The following is a 17,912-nucleotide window of genomic DNA, read 5'->3' on the forward strand; positions in this document are numbered from 1 at the left end:
CACGCAAATTATGCTCACTCGCCTGCGCGAAATAGTCGAAAAAGTGGCCAGTGCGCCGCGTCTGAACGAGGCGCTGAATATTCTGGTCACGGATATCTGTCTTGCGATGGATACAGAGGTTTGCTCGGTTTACCTGGCCGATCATGACCGACGCTGTTATTACCTGATGGCGACGCGGGGGTTGAAAAAACCGCGTGGTCGAACCGTTGCGCTTGCGTTTGATGAGGGGATCGTCGGTCTGGTGGGCAGACTGGCGGAACCCATTAACCTTGCCGATGCGCAAAAACATCCCAGCTTTAAATACATTCCTTCGGTAAAAGAGGAGCGTTTTCGCGCGTTTCTCGGCGTGCCGATCATTCAGCGTCGCCAACTTCTCGGCGTGCTGGTCGTACAGCAGCGCGAATTGCGCCAGTACGATGAAAGCGAAGAGTCTTTCCTCGTCACGCTCGCTACGCAGATGGCGGCTATCCTGTCACAGTCGCAGGTCACAGCGCTGTTCGGGCAATACCGGCAGACGCGAATCCGCGCGCTTCCTGCGGCGCCGGGCGTGGCTATCGCAACGGGCTGGCAAGACGCGACCATGCCGCTGATGGAACAGGTTTACGAAGCGTCTACGCTGGATACCTCTCTTGAACGCGAACGACTGACCGGCGCGCTGGAAGAGGCGGCGAACGAGTTCCGACGATACAGCAAACGCTTTGCCGCCGGCGCGCAAAAAGAGACGGCGGCCATTTTCGATCTGTACTCACACCTGCTTTCAGACGCCAGACTGCGTCGCGAACTCTTCGCCGAGGTCGACAAAGGCGCTGTTGCGGAGTGGGCCGTTAAAAAAATCATCGAAAAATTTGCCGAGCAATTTGCGGCGCTAACCGATAACTACCTCAAAGAACGTGCGGGAGACTTACGCACGCTGGGGCAGCGGCTGTTATTCCACCTTGATGATTCAGTTCAGGGGCCAAACGCCTGGCCGGAACGTTTTATTCTGGTCGCGGATGAGCTGTCGGCGACCACCCTGGCGGAGCTGCCGCAGGACAGGCTGGCGGGCGTTGTGGTGCGCGACGGCGCGGCAAACTCGCATGCGGCGATTATGGTGCGCGCGCTCGGTATCCCGACCGTCATGGGCGCTGATATCCAGCCTTCGGTGCTACATCGCCGTACGTTGGTGGTGGATGGCTATCGCGGTGAATTACTGGTCGATCCTGAACCCGTGCTTATTCAGGAATATCAGCGGCTCATTAGTGAAGAGATAGAACTCAGTCGTCTGGCGGAGGACGACGTCAATCTTCCCGCCCAACTGAAAAGCGGCGAGCGAGTCAAAGTGATGCTGAATGCCGGGCTCAGTCCCGAGCATGAGGAAAAGTTAGGCAGTCGGATCGACGGTATCGGACTGTACCGTACTGAAATTCCCTTCATGCTGCAAAGCGGGTTTCCCTCGGAAGAAGAGCAGGTGGCGCAGTATCAAGGGATGCTGCAAATGTTTAACGATAAACCGGTGACGCTGCGGACCCTGGATGTGGGAGCGGATAAGCAACTGCCCTATATGCCGATCAGCGAGGAGAACCCGTGTCTGGGCTGGCGCGGGATCCGCATTACGCTGGATCAGCCGGAGATCTTTTTGATCCAGGTCCGCGCGATGCTGCGCGCCAATGCGGCGACTGGCAACCTCAGCATTTTGCTGCCGATGGTCACCAGTATTGATGAAGTCGATGAAGCGCGGCGTCTGATCGAACGCGCCGGGCGCGAGGTCGAGGAGATGATCGGCTATGCGATCCCGAAACCGCGTATCGGCATTATGCTGGAAGTACCATCAATGGTATTTATGCTGCCGCATCTGGCTAACCGGATCGACTTTATCTCGGTCGGCACCAACGATTTAACGCAATATATCCTGGCGGTAGATCGCAACAATACCCGCGTGGCCAGTATTTACGACAGTCTGCATCCGGCTATGCTGCGCGCACTGTCCATGATCGCGCAGGAAGCCGAAAAACATGGCCTCGATCTTCGCTTGTGCGGCGAGATGGCGGGCGATCCGATGTGCGTGGCGATTCTTATCGGTCTGGGATATCGCCATCTTTCGATGAATGGCCGTTCGGTAGCGCGTGTGAAATATCTGCTGCGGCATATCGATTTTGAAGACGCGCAAACCCTTGCCAGACGCAGCCTTGAGGCGCAGATGGCGACCGAAGTGCGTCATCAGGTGGCGGCGTTTATGGAGCGCCGCGGGATGGGGGGATTGATTCGAGGAGGGTTGTAACGACTGGAGCGGGAAAAGAGAGTGACTGTGGATTCACGGCGCAGACAACACGCCTGCAAGATGAAAGACAATGCGTATACATATCTTTTAACGGTAATCGGCATCTCGCTTTTAACCCTTGTGCTATTATTCGCACCTTTGGAGCGTCTGCAACGCGCAGGCGCGCTTATCAATCGCTATCTCTTCAGCGAAATAACAAGAAATTGTGGTGACAGATGACCAGTAGCTATCTGCATTTTCCGGACTTTGATCCGGTCATTTTCTCAATTGGGCCCGTCGCGCTTCACTGGTATGGCTTGATGTATCTGGTGGGGTTCGTTTTCGCGATGTGGTTGGCGGTGCGTCGCGCTAACCGTCCGGGAAGCGGTTGGACCAAAAACGAAGTTGAAAATTTACTCTATGCAGGTTTCCTGGGGGTCTTCCTGGGGGGGCGTATTGGCTATGTCCTGTTTTATAACTTCCCTCTGTTTCTGGATAACCCGCTCTATTTATTCCGCGTCTGGGACGGCGGCATGTCCTTCCACGGCGGGCTTATCGGCGTGATACTGGTGATGATTATCTTCGCCAGGCGCACGAAGCGCTCGTTCTTTCAGGTGTCTGATTTTATTGCGCCGTTAATTCCGTTCGGCCTGGGCGCCGGGCGTCTGGGCAACTTTATCAACGGTGAATTGTGGGGGCGCGTCGATCCTAACTTCCGGTTTGCCATGCTCTTTCCTGGCTCACGCGCGGAAGATATTGCGCTGCTGCCGTCACATCCGCAATGGCAGCCTATTTTTGATACCTACGGCGTATTGCCGCGCCACCCTTCCCAGTTGTATGAACTGGCATTAGAAGGCGTGGTGCTGTTTATCATCCTTAATCTCTTTATTCGCAAACCGCGTCCGATGGGCGCAGTCTCCGGATTATTCCTGATTGGCTATGGCGCGTTTCGTATCATTGTTGAATTCTTCCGCCAGCCGGACGCGCAATTTACCGGCGCGTGGGTACAGTACATCAGCATGGGGCAGATTCTCTCTATCCCGATGATTATCGCTGGCGCGATCATGATGGTTTGGGCATATCGCCGCCGCCCGCAGCAACACGTTTCCTGAGGAACCATGAAACAGTATTTAGAACTGATGCAAAAAGTGCTGGATGAAGGCACACAGAAAAACGACCGTACCGGCACCGGCACGCTTTCCATTTTTGGCCATCAGATGCGTTTTAACCTGCAGGAAGGCTTTCCTCTGGTGACGACAAAACGCTGCCATTTACGTTCAATTATTCACGAACTGCTATGGTTTTTGCAGGGCGATACCAACATCGCTTACCTGCACGAAAATAATGTCACCATCTGGGACGAATGGGCCGATGAGAACGGCGATTTAGGCCCGGTTTATGGTAAGCAGTGGCGTGCATGGCCAACACCGGATGGCCGCCATATCGATCAGATCGCCACGGTCTTAAGCCAGCTTAAAAACGACCCGGACTCTCGTCGTATTATCGTTTCTGCGTGGAACGTCGGCGAGCTGGATAAGATGGCGCTGGCGCCGTGTCACGCCTTTTTCCAGTTTTATGTCGCAGATGGAAAACTCTCCTGTCAGCTTTATCAGCGCTCCTGCGATGTGTTCCTCGGTCTGCCGTTCAACATTGCCAGCTACGCGTTACTGGTGCATATGATGGCGCAACAGTGCGACCTGGACGTCGGCGATTTTGTCTGGACCGGCGGCGACACGCACCTGTACAGCAACCATATGGAGCAGACGCACCTGCAATTAAGCCGTGAACCGCGCGCGCTGCCGAAGTTGGTCATTAAGCGTAAACCCGATTCGCTTTTTGACTACCGGTTCGATGATTTCGAAATTGAAGGCTATGATCCGTACCCCGGTATTAAAGCGCCGGTCGCTATCTAAGCGCTGACGATCCTGCCATAACCGACGCCATCGCGCGTCGGTTTTTTTTACCCTTCATTTCAATCTTCGGCGCGGATTCCTGAAATTTTGCAACGCGCTGCAAGACATGAACTTTTTTCCGTAACGCGCCGAACAATCTGTATTTGGCGCTCGTTATTTTTCTTCCGCCCGCCATACTGCCGACATGAAAAAACAACAGGGCTATACGCTCATTGAAACGGTGGTCGCGATGTCGCTCATTATCATTCTCAGCGCCACAGGACTTTATGGCTGGCAACGCTGGCAGCAGCAACAGCGCCTGTGGCAAACCGCATGTCAGGTGCGGGATTACCTGCTGCAACTTCGTGAGGACGCTCACTGGCATAACCGCGATCACATTCTTCGCGTGGTCAGCGAAGGTGGTTCATGGTGCTTTGTCAGCTCTGTTGCTACGCAAACATCGTGTACGCCATCTTCCCCCTTTGTGTTTACGCCCGACTGGCGTGATGTCGTCCTTGCCGATATCACGCCGTCGTTAGCCTTCTTTGGCCTGCGCAATACGGCATGGGCAGGGCACATCGTACTGAAAAACGCTGCCGGAGAGTGGCGTCTGGTCGTCTCCTCCTGGGGGCGAATCAGGCTATGCGAGCGTAACGAGGCCGCCACGTGTCAATAACCACGCGGGGGTTCTCGCTACTGGAGGTTGTGCTGGCGATGGCGATAGGTTCCATTTTACTGCTTGGATCCGCACGATTTTTACCGGCGTTACAGCGTGAGATCTGGCACAACACGCGACAGTTATCGCTGGAAGATGAAATCTGGCAGCGAACCTATACCGTAGCGAAGCATCTTCAACGTGCGGGTTACTGCCATGGCCACTGTATTGGCGAAGGGTTACATCTTGCCGAACAGGGGCAATGCGTCATCGTTCAGTGGGACGGGAATAATAACGGTGTCTGGGATACCATACCGGCGAAAGAGGCCGACCAGACCGGGTTTCGTATGAAGGATAACGTTCTGGAAACATTACGCGGAGCAACATCTTGCCAGGGTAAGGGATGGGAAAAAATGACCGATCCCAATACGGTACTCATCACGGCGTTTACCGTTGAGCGCTGGGATATAACGGGATTCTCGCCAGTGCTCATGCTGCATCTGCGCGGCGCCAGCAAAGCCGAGCCTCAGACGGTTATTGACGCGCAATACAGCGTAACGGGATTTAATCTGTGAATCGGGAACGTGGCGCTTCTTCGCTAATACTGGCGCTTTTAATACTGATTCTGGGTAGTCTGCTACTGCAAGGCGTAAATCAGCAGCAGGCCAGCTATGCCGCCCGCGTGACGACGCAGAGCATGGCGATACAACGCCAGGCGCTCGTACAGTCGGCGCTGGAATGGGGGCGGGGGCAGCTATGGTCAGGCGTAACCGAAATGGAATGTCGGCGCTATTCCCCTTCAGGAGCGAGGGTCTGTTTGCGGAGATTATCGGGGGATGAGGTGGTGATGGCGGCGCAAGATGATGGCATGACGTTATGGCGTTTGGGCAACGTCATTCAGGGAAGCATTGTCTTTTCTCCCCACGGCTGGAGCGATTTTTGTCCGTTAAAAGAGGTGGCGTTATGTCGCATCCCCTGAATTTACAACGCGGGTTTAGCCTCCCGGAAGTTTTAGTGGCGATGGTTCTAATGGTAATGATCGTCACCGCGCTGTCAGGCTATCAGCGGGTATTAATGCACAGTTTTGCATTACGACACCAGTATCTCCAGATCTGGCGGCAGGCGTGGCAGCAAACGGCGCTGTATCCATTTTCGCCTGCTGAGGACTGGAAGGCCAACCGGATGCAGACAACGCAATCGGGATGTGTCAGCATCAGCGTCACGATGGTTTCACCCTCTGGCAGGCAGGGGCAGATGACGCGCTTGCATTGTCCAAATCGTTAATCGTCAGGAGTAATTATGTTAAGGGTCTACCACTCCAATCGTCTGGATGTGCTGGAAGCGTTGATGGAGTTCATCGTCGAACGCGAGCGGCTGGATGATCCCTTTGAACCAGAAATGATTCTGGTGCAAAGCACGGGTATGGCGCAGTGGCTGCAGATGACCCTTTCACAAAAGTTTGGTATTGCGGCGAATATCGCTTTTCCATTACCGGCGAGTTTTATCTGGGAGATGTTTGTCCGCGTGTTGCCGGATATCCCCAAAGAAAGCGCTTTCAGCAAACAAAGCATGAGCTGGAAACTGATGACCTTGCTGCCGCAGTTGCTAGATAAGGATGAGTTTGTACTGCTGCGCCATTATCTGACCGACGACACCGATAAACGCAAACTCTTTCAGCTTTCCGCGCGCGCCGCCGACCTGTTCGATCAGTATCTGGTTTATCGGCCTGACTGGCTTACGCAGTGGGAAGCGGGAAAAACCGTGGAAGGTCTGGGGGAGGCGCAAAACTGGCAGGCGCCGCTGTGGAAAGCATTGGTGGAATATACCGCCGCGCTGGGGCAGCCGCGCTGGCATCGCGCCAATCTCTACCAACGCTTTATTCAGACGCTGGAGAGCGCGACCGCCTGCCCGCCAGGGTTGCCGTCCCGCGTTTTTATTTGCGGCATTTCCGCGTTACCGCCAGTGTATCTCAGAGCATTGCAGGCGCTGGGTAAACATATTGAAATCCATCTCCTTTTTACTAATCCGTGTCGGTATTACTGGGGGGATATTAAAGACCCAGCCTGGCTGGCAAAACTCATGGCTCGCCAGCGTCGTCACAGTTTTGAAGACCGTCATTTACCGTTGTTCCGTGAAAACCAGAATCCGGAAGCCTTATTTAACAGCGACGGTGAACAGGATATCGGTAATCCGCTACTGGCCTCATGGGGAAAACTGGGGCGGGATTATATCTACCTGCTATCTGAACTGGAAAACAGCCAGGAGCTGGATGCGTTTGTTGATATTACGCCAGATAATCTTTTGCATCGGATTCAGGCGGATATCCTTGAACTGGAAAGCCATGCGGTGGCGGGCGTAAATCTTGAGGAGTATTCGCGCAGCGACAATAAGCGTCTGCTCGATCCCGAGGATAACAGCCTCTCTTTTCACGTTTGTCACAGCCCGCAGCGCGAGGTGGAAATACTGCACGATCGCCTGCTGGCGATGCTGGAAGCCGATCCGACACTAACGCCGCGCGACATTATCGTTATGGTGGCTGATATTGACAGCTATAGCCCGTTTATCCAGGCGGTGTTTGGTAGCGCGCCAACGGAGCGCTATCTGCCTTATGCCATTTCCGATCGGCGGGCGCGTCAGTCACATCCGGTGTTACAGGCATTTATCAGCCTACTTTCGTTACCGGACAGCCGCTTTGTCTCCGAGGATGTTCTGGCGTTGTTAGACGTACCGGTATTGGCTGCCCGCTTTACGATCAACGAAGAAGGGTTGCGTTATTTGCGCTTGTGGGTCAATGAGTCAGGCATTCGCTGGGGAATTGACGATGACAACGTACGCGAGCTGGAACTTCCTGCCACGGGGCAGCATACGTGGCAATTTGGCCTGACGCGTATGCTGCTGGGGTATGCGATGGAAAGCGCCCAGGGCGAGTGGCAGTCGGTTCTGCCTTATGACGAATCCAGCGGTCTGATTGCTGAGCTGGTCGGGCATCTGGCTTCGCTGCTGATGCAGCTTAATATCTGGCGGCGCGGTCTGGCGCAGGAGCGACCGCTGGAAGAGTGGTTGCCCGTTTGTCGCGATATGCTCAATGATTTCTTCCTGCCCGATGCGGACACGGAAGCGGCAATGACATTGATTGAACAGCAGTGGCAGGCCATTATCGCCGAAGGCGTCGCGGCGGAATATGGCGACGCGGTACCGATTTCGCTACTGCGGGATGAACTGGCGCAGCGTCTGGATCAGGAACGTATTAGCCAGCGCTTCCTGGCGGGCCCCATCAATATTTGTACGCTGATGCCGATGCGTTCCATTCCGTTCAGAGTCGTTTGCCTGCTGGGAATGAACGACGGCGTATACCCGCGCCAGCTTGCGCCGTTGGGCTTTGACCTGATGAGCCAAAAACCCATGCGCGGGGATCGAAGCCGTCGCGACGATGACCGCTACCTGTTTCTGGAAGCGTTAATCTCGGCGCAGCAAACGCTGTATATCAGCTACATCGGTCGCTCCATCCAGGATAATAGCGAACGCTTTCCCTCTGTACTGGTGCAAGAATTGGTGGATTACATCGGGCAAAGCCACTATTTGCCGGGCGACGAAACGCTGACCTGTGATGAGAGCGAAGCACGAGTCAAAGCGCATATTACGCGTCTGCATACCCGTATGCCTTTTGATGCGCAAAATTACCAACCCGGCGAACAGCAAAGTTATGCCAGAGAGTGGTTGCCCGCGGCGAGTCAGTCGGGAAAAGCGCATTCTGACTTTGTGCAGCCGCTTCCTTTTACGATGCCGGAAACATTGACTCTGGAAAGTCTGCAGCGTTTTTGGGCCCATCCGGTACGCGCATTTTTTCAGATGCGGCTTCAGGTTAATTTCCGCTCGGAAGAGAGTGAGATTCCTGATGCGGAACCGTTTGAATTAGAGGGATTGACGCGATATCAACTTAACCAACAGTTGCTCAATACGCTGGTTGAAGAGGACGACGCCGAACGCTTGTTCCGCCGTTTCCGGGCTGCGGGAGAGTTGCCTTACGGCGCGTTTGGCGAAATATTCTGGGATGCGCAATGTCAGGAGATGCAGCAACTGGCAAGCCGGGTCATCGCCTGCCGTAAGCCGAGCCAAAGCCTGGAAGTGGATCTGCTTTGCAATGGCGTTCAGCTAACCGGCTGGCTGCCGCAGGTACAGGAGGATGGATTATTGCGCTGGCGTCCCGCTTTAATCAGCGTGGCGCAAGGTGTGCAACTTTGGCTGGAACACCTTGTCTATTGTGCCAGCGGCGGGAGTGGCGAAAGTCGCCTGTTTTTGCGCAAAGAGGGAGAGTGGCGATTTCCGCCTCTTGATAAAACGCAGGCAATGGCTTACCTGGCGCAACTGATTGAAGGCTACCGGGAAGGCATGTCTTCTCCGCTATTGGTACTGCCGGAAAGCGGCGGCGCATGGATAAAAGCCTGTTATGACGCTGAAAATGATGTCATGTTAGACGACGATGACACCTTACAGAAGGCCAGAACAAAGTTTCTACAGGCTTATGAAGGCAACATGATGGTGAGCGGCGAAGGCGAAGATATCTGGTATCAACGTCTTTGGCGTCAGCTGGAATCTGAAACGTTGCAGGCTATCATTGCGCAGTCACGGCATTACCTGTTACCGCTGTTTCGTTTTAATCAGTCTCGTTGATTGTATGAAAATCGCGCCATTAAAAGGCTTCGACTATGATGCGCTCTTCGTCACGGACTGATTACTGATAAAAAAATGCTGCCTGGTTCAGCACAATAATATCCCGTTCCGCTCAGGTCGATGGTTTACGTGACCATACAGATGAGTGGGAATGAAAGTTAATGATGAGGTCCGTGAATGCCCCGCAGCACCTGGTTCAAAGCGTTATTGTTATTGGTCGCCCTCTGGGGGCCTGCAGTTCAGGCGGATATCGGTTGGCAACCGCTGCAAGAAACTATCCGTAAAAGCGATAAAGATACCCGGCAGTATCAGGCGATACGTCTTGATAATGACATGGTGGTGTTGCTCGTATCCGATCCGCAGGCTGTAAAGTCGCTTTCAGCGTTAGTGGTGCCCGTTGGATCGCTTGAAGATCCTGAGGCTCATCAGGGGCTTGCTCATTATCTTGAGCATATGTGCCTGATGGGGTCAAAAAAATATCCGCAGGCGGATAGCCTTGCCGAATACCTTAAAAGACATGGCGGTAGCCACAACGCCAGCACCGCGCCTTATCGAACAGCCTTCTACCTGGAGGTTGAAAACGACGCGCTTCCAGGTGCCGTAGATCGCCTGGCCGACGCCATTGCCGCGCCATTGCTCAATAAAAAGTATGCCGAACGCGAACGAAACGCGGTGAATGCCGAGCTGACGATGGCGCGCACCCGCGACGGTATGCGTATGGCGCAGGTAAGCGCCGAAACCATTAACCCGGCGCATCCAGGCTCGCACTTTTCTGGCGGCAATCTGGAAACGCTAAGCGATAAGCCGGGAAATCCGGTGCAACAGGCGTTGATCGCTTTTCATGAAAAATACTATTCATCTAATCTGATGAAGGCGGTGATTTACAGTAATAAACCCTTGCCGGAACTGGCGCGTATTGCCGCCGCAACCTATGGTCGCGTGCCGAATAAACAGATTAAAAAACCGGAAATTACCGTACCTGTCATCACCGAGGCGCAGAAGGGCATCATTATTCATTACGTGCCGGCGCTACCGCGTAAAGTGCTGCGCGTGGAGTTTCGTATTGATAACAATAGCGCGCAGTTCCGTAGCAAGACCGATGAACTGGTCTCTTATCTGATTGGCAATCGTAGCCCGGGGACGCTCTCTGACTGGCTGCAAAAACAAGGACTGGTCGAAGGTATTAGCGCGGATTCCGATCCGATTGTTAATGGTAACAGCGGCGTATTTGCCATTTCGGCAACGCTGACCGATAAAGGTTTGGCCAATCGTGATGAAGTCGTCGCAGCTATCTTTAGCTATCTCAATACGTTACGTGAAAAAGGGATAGATAAACGTTACTTTGACGAGCTGGCGCATGTGCTGGATCTCGACTTCCGCTATCCGTCGATTACCCGCGATATGGACTATGTCGAGTGGCTGGCGGACACTATGATCCGCGTCCCGGTAGCGCATACGCTGGATGCGGCGAATATCGCCGATCGTTACGATCCTGCCGCTATCAAAAATCGCCTGGCGATGATGACGCCGCAGAATGCGCGCATCTGGTACATCAGTCCCCAGGAACCCCATAATAAGATTGCGTATTTTGTGGATGCGCCTTATCAGGTCGATAAGATTAGCGAACAGACGTTTAAAAACTGGCAGCAAAAAGCACAGGGCATTGCGTTGTCGCTGCCGGAGTTAAACCCCTATATTCCTGATGATTTTTCGCTTGTTAAGAATGACAAAAACTACGTGCGGCCAGAACTGATTGTCGATAAAGCGGATTTGCGCGTGGTTTATGCGCCGAGTCGTTATTTCGCCAGCGAGCCAAAAGCTGACGTGAGCGTGGTATTGCGTAACCCGCAGGCGATGGACAGCGCCCGCAATCAGGTACTGTTCGCCCTTAATGATTATCTGGCGGGAATGGCGCTCGATCAGCTCAGCAACCAGGCGGCAGTGGGCGGCATTAGCTTTTCCACTAACGCCAACAATGGTCTGATGGTCACTGCGAACGGTTATACCCAGCGTTTGCCGCAGCTTTTCCTGGCGCTGCTGGAAGGATATTTTAGCTACGACGCCACGGAGGAACAGCTGGCGCAGGCGAAATCCTGGTATACGCAGATGATGGATTCTGCGGAGAAGGGAAAAGCCTACGAACAGGCGATTATGCCGGTGCAGATGATTTCGCAGGTGCCTTATTTTTCCCGTGATGAACGTCGCGCTTTGCTGCCGTCCATTACGTTAAAAGAGGTGATGGCCTATCGTAATGCGTTAAAAACGGGCGCTCGTCCGGAATTTCTGGTTATAGGGAATATGAGCGAAGCCCAGGCGACCTCTCTGGCGCAAGATGTCCAAAAACAGCTCGCGGCGAACGGATCGGCGTGGTGTCGTAACAAAGACGTGGTGGTTGAGAAAAAGCAGTCCGTAATATTTGAAAAAGCGGGCAGTAGCACCGACTCCGCGTTAGCCGCGGTCTTTGTCCCGGTCGGCTACGACGAGTATGTCAGCGCCGCCTACAGCGCGATGTTAGGTCAGATTGTTCAACCGTGGTTTTACAATCAGCTACGAACCGAAGAGCAACTGGGATACGCCGTTTTCGCCTTTCCGATGAGCGTTGGCCGTCAGTGGGGAATGGGATTCCTGCTACAGAGCAACGATAAACAGCCCTCTTACCTGTGGCAACGCTATCAGGCATTTTTCCCTGACGCCGAGGCGAAGCTGAGGGCGATGAAGCCGGAAGAGTTCGCCCAAATTCAGCAGGCGATCATTACGCAAATGCGCCAGGCGCCGCAAACGTTGGGCGAAGAAGCATCCCGCTTAAGCAAGGATTTCGATCGGGGTAATATGCGCTTTGACTCGCGTGATAAAATCATCGCTCAGATAAAATTGCTGACGCCACAAAAGCTTGCCGACTTCTTCCACCAGGCGGTGGTGGAACCACAAGGTATGGCAATATTGTCACAGATTGCCGGTAGCCAGAATGGAAAAGCAGAATACGTGCATCCGACAGGCTGGAAAGTGTGGGATAACGTCAGCGCATTGCAGCAAACGTTACCTCTAATGAGCGAAAAGAATGAATGATGTCGCCGAGACTCTTGATCCTCTGCGCTTGCCCCTTACAGGCGAGCGTTTGATTGAAGCATCAGCGGGCACAGGCAAAACGTTTACTATCGCGGCGCTGTATCTGCGGTTATTGCTCGGTTTAGGCGGCAGTGCCGCATTTCCCCGTCCGTTGACCGTTGAAGAACTGCTGGTGGTAACCTTTACGGAGGCCGCCACTGAAGAGCTGCGTGGGCGAATCCGCAGTAATATCCATGAGTTGCGCATCGCCTGTCTGCGGGAAAGCACGGATAATCCGCTTTATGCCCGCTTGCTGGAAGAAATTAGCGACAAAAAGCAGGCCGCGCAGTGGTTATTACTGGCGGAACGACAAATGGACGAGGCCGCGGTCTTTACCATCCACGGTTTTTGCCAGCGTATGCTCAGCCTGAACGCTTTCGAATCCGGTATGTTGTTTGAGCAACAGCTTATTGAAGACGAATCTTTGTTGCGTTATCAGGCCTGCGCCGATTTCTGGCGGCGTCATTGCTATCCGCTGCCGCGCGACATCGCGCAGGTGGTGTTTGACGTGTGGAAGGGACCGAAGGCGCTCTTAAAGGATATCGATCGTTATCTGCAGGGCGAAGCGCCGGTCATTAAAGCGCCGCCATCGCAGGAGGAGACGCTGGCATCGCGTCATGAACAGATCCTGGCGCGTATCAACCAGGTGAAGCAGCAGTGGTGTGAGGCGGTTAGCGAGCTGGACGCGCTAATCGAATCATCCGGCATCGATCGCAGAAAATTCAACCGCGGCAATCAGGCGAAATGGATCGAAAAGATCACCGCGTGGGCGCAAGAAGAGACTAAAAATTATCAATTACCTGAGGCGTTGGGAAAATTTTCACAGCGTTTTTTAGCTGAGCGCACCAAAGCTGGCGGCGTGACGCCCCAGCACCCATTGTTTGTCGCCATCGATAACCTGTTAGGCGAACCGCTATCGATTAAAGATCTGGTTCTTACCCGAGCGCTCTCAGAGATCCGTGAAACGGTGGCTCAGGAAAAACGCCGGCGCGGCGAGCTGGGGTTTGACGATATGCTCAGCCGTTTAGATACCGCGCTGCGTAGTGAAAGCGGCGAGGCGCTGGCTGCGGCGATTCGTACCCGTTTTCCGGTGGCGATGATCGATGAATTTCAGGATACCGACCCACAACAGTACCGTATTTTTCGCCGTATCTGGCGACATCAACCCGATACGGCGCTATTGCTGATTGGCGATCCTAAACAGGCGATTTATGCGTTTCGTGGCGCGGATATCTTTACCTACATGAAGGCTCGCAGCGAAGTGAGCGCGCACTATACCCTTGACACTAACTGGCGCTCCGCGCCGGGGATGGTGAATAGCGTTAACAAGCTGTTCAGTCAGATGAATGACGCCTTTATGTTCCGCGATATTCCCTTCAGTCCGGTAAAGTTTGCGCCCAGAAACCAGTCGCTGCAATTTAAAGTGAATGACGCGCCTCAACCGGCGATGACCCTGTGGCTAATGGAGGGGGAAAGCTGCGGTTCGGGCGATTATCAAAGTTATATGGCGCAGGTGTGCGCCACGCAAATTCGCGACTGGCTGCGTGCCGGGCAAACGGGCGACGCGCTGCTGACGAACGGCGATTCGTCGCGGCCCGTTCGCGCCTCGGATATTAGCGTGCTGGTGCGCAGCAGGCGGGAAGCCGCGCTGATACGGGATGCGCTGACCTTACTGGCGATCCCCTCCGTCTATCTTTCTAACCGCGACAGCGTATTCGAAACGCTCGAAGCGCAGGAGATGCTGTGGGTGTTGCAGGCGGTGATGGCGCCCGAACGTGAGAATACGCTGCGTAGCGCTCTGGCGACATCAATGATGGGCCTTACCGCGCTGGATATCGAAACGCTTAACAATGATGAAAATGCGTGGGATGCGGTTGTCGAAGAGTTTGATGGCTACCGACAGATTTGGCATAAACGCGGCGTGATGCCTATGCTGCGCGCGCTAATGTCGGCGCGCAATATTGCTGAAAACCTGCTGGCGACGGCGGGAGGTGAACGTCGGCTGACGGATATTCTGCATATTAGCGAACTGTTACAGGAAGCCGGTTCGCAGCTGGAAAGCGAACATGCGCTGGTGCGTTGGCTGGCGCAACATATCCTTGAACCCGATAGCAATGCTTCCAGCCAGCAACTACGTCTGGAAAGCGATAAGCATCTGGTGCAAATCGTCACCATTCATAAATCGAAAGGTCTGGAATACCCGCTGGTCTGGTTACCTTTTATCACCCATTTCCGCGTGCAGGACCAGGCTTTTTATCACGACAGGCACTCCTACGAGGCGGTGCTGGACCTTAGTCACGCCGAAGAGAGCATAGCACTGGCGGAAGCCGAGCGCCTGGCGGAAGACCTGCGCCTACTTTATGTCGCGCTGACCCGTGCAGTGTGGCATTGCAGCCTCGGCGTCGCGCCGCTGGTACGGCGTCGCAGCGATAAGAAAGGCGAGACGGATGTGCACCAAAGCGCGCTTGGGCGACTCCTGCAAAAAGGCGAACCGATGGATGCCGCAGGCCTTCGCGCCTGTATTGAGGCGCTATGCGACGAGGATATCGTGTGTCGAACGCCAGGCAATACGGATAACGACCGCTGGCAAATTGCCGCTGCCTCGCACGCGGAACTCAGTGCCAGAACGCTGCAACGCCTGCTTTATGATAGCTGGCGCGTCACCAGTTATTCCGGTTTGCAGCAGCGGGGACATAGCGTGGCGCAAGATCTTATTCCTCGTCTCGACATTGACGCCGCAGGCGTTGGCGAAGCGGCGGAAGCGCCGGCAATGACGCCGCATCACTTTCCTCGCGGGGCATCGCCGGGAACATTTTTGCACAACCTGTTTGAAGAGCTTGATTTTACTCAACCGATAAACCCCCAATGGGTACAGGAAAAACTGGAGCTGAGTGGTTTTGAGACGCGATGGGAGCCCGTACTTACCCGCTGGCTGGACACCGTGTTGCACGTTCCCCTTAACGAGACGGGCGTTAGTCTGAGCGTGCTGACCGAGCGTGAAAAACAGGTCGAAATGGAGTTTTATCTGCCGATTGCCCAGCCGCTTACCGCCGGAGAGCTGGATGCGTTGATTCGTCGATACGACCCGCTTTCAGCAGGTTGCCCTGCGCTGGATTTCATGCAGGTTCGCGGCATGTTAAAGGGCTTTATCGACCTGGTGTTCCGTTATGAGGGGCGCTATTACCTGCTCGACTATAAATCTAACTGGCTGGGCGAGGATAGCGCCGCTTATACCCAGACGGCGATGGCTGCGGCGATGCAGGCGCATCGCTATGATTTGCAGTACCAGCTTTATACGCTGGCATTGCATCGTTACCTTCGTCATCGCATGGCGAATTACGACTATGAACGCCATTTCGGCGGCGTCATCTATCTCTTTTTACGCGGGGTGGATAGCGAACGTCCGCAGCAGGGTATTTTTACCACTCGTCCTGCGGCGGCGTTAATTAACCAACTGGATGATATGTTTGCAGGTGAAATGAGTGAGGAGGCGCAATGACAATCCAGGAGCGGTTGCTGGAGGCCGTTGAACAAAAACTCTTACGGCCCATTGATGCCCAGTTTGCTTTAACCGTCGCCGGTAACGACGATCCCGCCGTGACGCTGGCGGCAGCGCTGCTTAGTCATGACGCAGGTGAAGGTCACGTGTGTCTGCCGTTGTCGCGTTTAACGTTAACGGAGGAGGCGCATCCCTTACTGGTCGCCTGGATAAGCGAAACGGCTACGCCAATCGACTGGAAAAAGCGGTTACTGGCGTCTGCGGCGGTTAGCTGCGGCGATAGCCCCGCGCCGTTAATTCTGTGCGGCGATCGCCTCTACCTGAATCGCATGTGGTGCAACGAGCGTACGGTTGCGCGCTTTTTTAACGAGGTTAACCAGGCCATCGCCGTAGATGAAGATCAGTTATCCCGTATTCTGGACGCGCTATTCCCTCCGACAGACGAGGTGAACTGGCAAAAGGTGGCCGCCGCCGTAGCGCTAACTCGCCGTATCTCCGTGATTTCAGGCGGTCCCGGCACCGGTAAAACCACCACCGTCGCGAAGCTGCTGGCGGCATTAATTCAAATGGCGGATGGCGAACGTTGCCGTATCCGGCTGGCGGCGCCGACCGGGAAAGCGGCCGCACGCCTGACGGAGTCGCTCGGCGCGGCGTTGCGTCAGCTTCCACTTACCGATGCGCAGAAAAAGCGTATACCGGAGGACGCCAGTACGCTGCACCGACTGCTGGGCGCACAGCCCGGCAGCCAGCGATTACGCCATCATGCGGGCAACCCGCTGCATCTGGACGTGCTGGTGGTCGATGAAGCATCAATGATTGATTTGCCGATGATGTCACGTTTGATTGACGCTCTGCCGCCGCACGGGCGGGTCATTTTTCTTGGCGATCGCGATCAGTTGGCATCCGTTGAGGCGGGCGCTGTGTTGGGCGATATTTGCGCCTATGTCAACGCAGGGTTTACGGCGGAACGCGCCCGACAGTTAAGTCGACTAACAGGGAGCGCCATTCCGGCGGGGGCCGGAACGCAAGCCGCATCTTTACGCGATAGCCTCTGTTTATTGCAAAAGAGCTACCGTTTCGGCAGCGATTCTGGCATCGGCAAGCTGGCGGCGGCGATTAACTGCGGCGACAGGTCGGCAATCCAGGCTGTTTTTCAGCAGGGGTTTAGCGATATAGAGAAGCGTACATTGCAAAGCAGCGACGATTATGCCGGGATGCTGGATGAAGCGCTGGCGGGCTATGGTCGCTACCTGCGGTTGCTGCAAGAGAAAGCGACGCCGGAGGCAATCCTGCAGGCTTTCAATGAGTATCAACTGCTTTGCGCGCTGCGCGAAGGCCCATTTGGCGTGAGGGGATTGAATGACCGCATTGAGCAGGCGATGGTGCAGCAACGAAAAATTCAGCGGCACCCGCATTCTCGCTGGTATGAAGGGCGTCCGGTAATGATTGCGCGCAACGATAGCGCGTTGGGGCTATTTAACGGCGATATTGGTATTGCGCTCGATCGCGGGCAGGGGTTACGCGTCTGGTTTGTGATGCCGGACGGCACGATCAAGTCCGTTCAGCCCAGCCGTCTGCCGGAACATGATACAACCTGGGCGATGACGGTACATAAATCACAGGGGTCTGAATTTGATCACGCCGCGCTGATTTTACCCAGCCAACGTTCGCCGGTCGTGACGCGGGAGCTGGTGTATACCGCTGTTACGCGGGCGCGGCGGCGGTTATCGCTGTATGCCGATGAACGGATCCTGGCAGGCGCGATTGTGACGCGTACGGAGCGGCGCAGCGGATTAGCCACCTTATTTGATGAAGTCAGTCGTACCGGATAAGACGAGTTCTCGCCGGATGGCG

The 17,912-nt window shown here is 54.7% G+C and carries 11 protein-coding genes; all 11 read left to right on the forward strand.

Translation table 11 applies throughout. The features are described 5' to 3' along the window. Positions 1–10: 10 nt before the first annotated feature. The 11 genes from ptsP to recD all read left to right on the forward strand — a co-directional run bounded on the left by ptsP (position 11) and on the right by recD (position 17,890). Positions 11–2,257 (forward strand): phosphoenolpyruvate--protein phosphotransferase, encoded by a 2,247-nt coding sequence (gene ptsP / locus ACLJTG_RS07750; protein WP_000957887.1) that lies wholly within the window; start codon positions 11–13, stop codon positions 2,255–2,257. A gap of 215 nt (positions 2,258–2,472) precedes the next feature. After that, positions 2,473–3,348, forward strand: a complete 876-nt coding sequence (gene lgt, locus ACLJTG_RS07755) for a prolipoprotein diacylglyceryl transferase (RefSeq protein ID WP_000204647.1) — start codon at positions 2,473–2,475, stop codon at positions 3,346–3,348. Positions 3,349–3,354: 6 nt separating this feature from the next. Further along, positions 3,355–4,149 (forward strand): thymidylate synthase, encoded by a 795-nt coding sequence (thyA, locus tag ACLJTG_RS07760; RefSeq protein WP_021000738.1) that lies wholly within the window; start codon positions 3,355–3,357, stop codon positions 4,147–4,149. 184 nt (positions 4,150–4,333) lie between these two features. Next, complete coding sequence (locus ACLJTG_RS07765; protein ID WP_000744668.1) at positions 4,334–4,804, forward strand: prepilin peptidase-dependent protein; 471 nt, start codon at positions 4,334–4,336, stop codon at positions 4,802–4,804. Then, positions 4,795–5,358, forward strand: a complete 564-nt coding sequence (locus tag ACLJTG_RS07770; protein ID WP_024792497.1) for a prepilin peptidase-dependent protein — start codon at positions 4,795–4,797, stop codon at positions 5,356–5,358. The genes ACLJTG_RS07765 and ACLJTG_RS07770 overlap by 10 nt, the downstream gene beginning before the upstream one ends. Continuing rightward, positions 5,355–5,762, forward strand: coding sequence for a DUF2509 family protein (locus tag ACLJTG_RS07775; protein WP_001078535.1), 408 nt, complete (start codon positions 5,355–5,357; stop codon positions 5,760–5,762). The genes ACLJTG_RS07770 and ACLJTG_RS07775 overlap by 4 nt, the downstream gene beginning before the upstream one ends. After that, positions 5,747–6,067, forward strand: coding sequence for a prepilin-type N-terminal cleavage/methylation domain-containing protein (locus ACLJTG_RS07780; RefSeq protein ID WP_000019291.1), 321 nt, complete (start codon positions 5,747–5,749; stop codon positions 6,065–6,067). The genes ACLJTG_RS07775 and ACLJTG_RS07780 overlap by 16 nt, the downstream gene beginning before the upstream one ends. A gap of 15 nt (positions 6,068–6,082) precedes the next feature. Next, positions 6,083–9,454, forward strand: coding sequence for an exodeoxyribonuclease V subunit gamma (gene recC / locus ACLJTG_RS07785; RefSeq protein ID WP_000946832.1), 3,372 nt, complete (start codon positions 6,083–6,085; stop codon positions 9,452–9,454). A gap of 177 nt (positions 9,455–9,631) precedes the next feature. Next, entirely contained in the window at positions 9,632–12,520 is a 2,889-nt protein-coding gene (gene ptrA / locus ACLJTG_RS07790; RefSeq protein ID WP_147186559.1) for a pitrilysin, read from the forward strand. Further along, the gene (recB, locus tag ACLJTG_RS07795; protein ID WP_001000530.1) at positions 12,513–16,058 is read left to right on the forward strand and encodes an exodeoxyribonuclease V subunit beta; all 3,546 of its coding nucleotides are present in this window, start codon (positions 12,513–12,515) and stop codon (positions 16,056–16,058) included. Before ptrA ends, recB begins: the two co-directional genes overlap by 8 nt. Beyond that, positions 16,055–17,890, forward strand: a complete 1,836-nt coding sequence (recD, locus tag ACLJTG_RS07800; RefSeq protein WP_080083323.1) for an exodeoxyribonuclease V subunit alpha — start codon at positions 16,055–16,057, stop codon at positions 17,888–17,890. Before recB ends, recD begins: the two co-directional genes overlap by 4 nt. Positions 17,891–17,912 lie beyond the last annotated feature (22 nt).

Source organism: Salmonella sp. SAL00672 (genome assembly GCF_046552175.1).
Lineage (GTDB): Bacteria > Pseudomonadota > Gammaproteobacteria > Enterobacterales > Enterobacteriaceae > Salmonella > Salmonella enterica.

Coding starts and splice junctions, on each gene's coding strand:
- ptsP (WP_000957887.1), top strand. CDS start 11: ATGCTCACTCGCCTGCGCGAAATAGTCGAAAAAGTGGCCAGTGCGCCG.
- lgt (WP_000204647.1), top strand. CDS start 2,473: ATGACCAGTAGCTATCTGCATTTTCCGGACTTTGATCCGGTCATTTTC.
- thyA (WP_021000738.1), top strand. CDS start 3,355: ATGAAACAGTATTTAGAACTGATGCAAAAAGTGCTGGATGAAGGCACA.
- ACLJTG_RS07765 (WP_000744668.1), top strand. CDS start 4,334: ATGAAAAAACAACAGGGCTATACGCTCATTGAAACGGTGGTCGCGATG.
- ACLJTG_RS07780 (WP_000019291.1), top strand. CDS start 5,747: ATGTCGCATCCCCTGAATTTACAACGCGGGTTTAGCCTCCCGGAAGTT.
- recC (WP_000946832.1), top strand. CDS start 6,083: ATGTTAAGGGTCTACCACTCCAATCGTCTGGATGTGCTGGAAGCGTTG.
- ptrA (WP_147186559.1), top strand. CDS start 9,632: ATGCCCCGCAGCACCTGGTTCAAAGCGTTATTGTTATTGGTCGCCCTC.
- recB (WP_001000530.1), top strand. CDS start 12,513: ATGAATGATGTCGCCGAGACTCTTGATCCTCTGCGCTTGCCCCTTACA.
- recD (WP_080083323.1), top strand. CDS start 16,055: ATGACAATCCAGGAGCGGTTGCTGGAGGCCGTTGAACAAAAACTCTTA.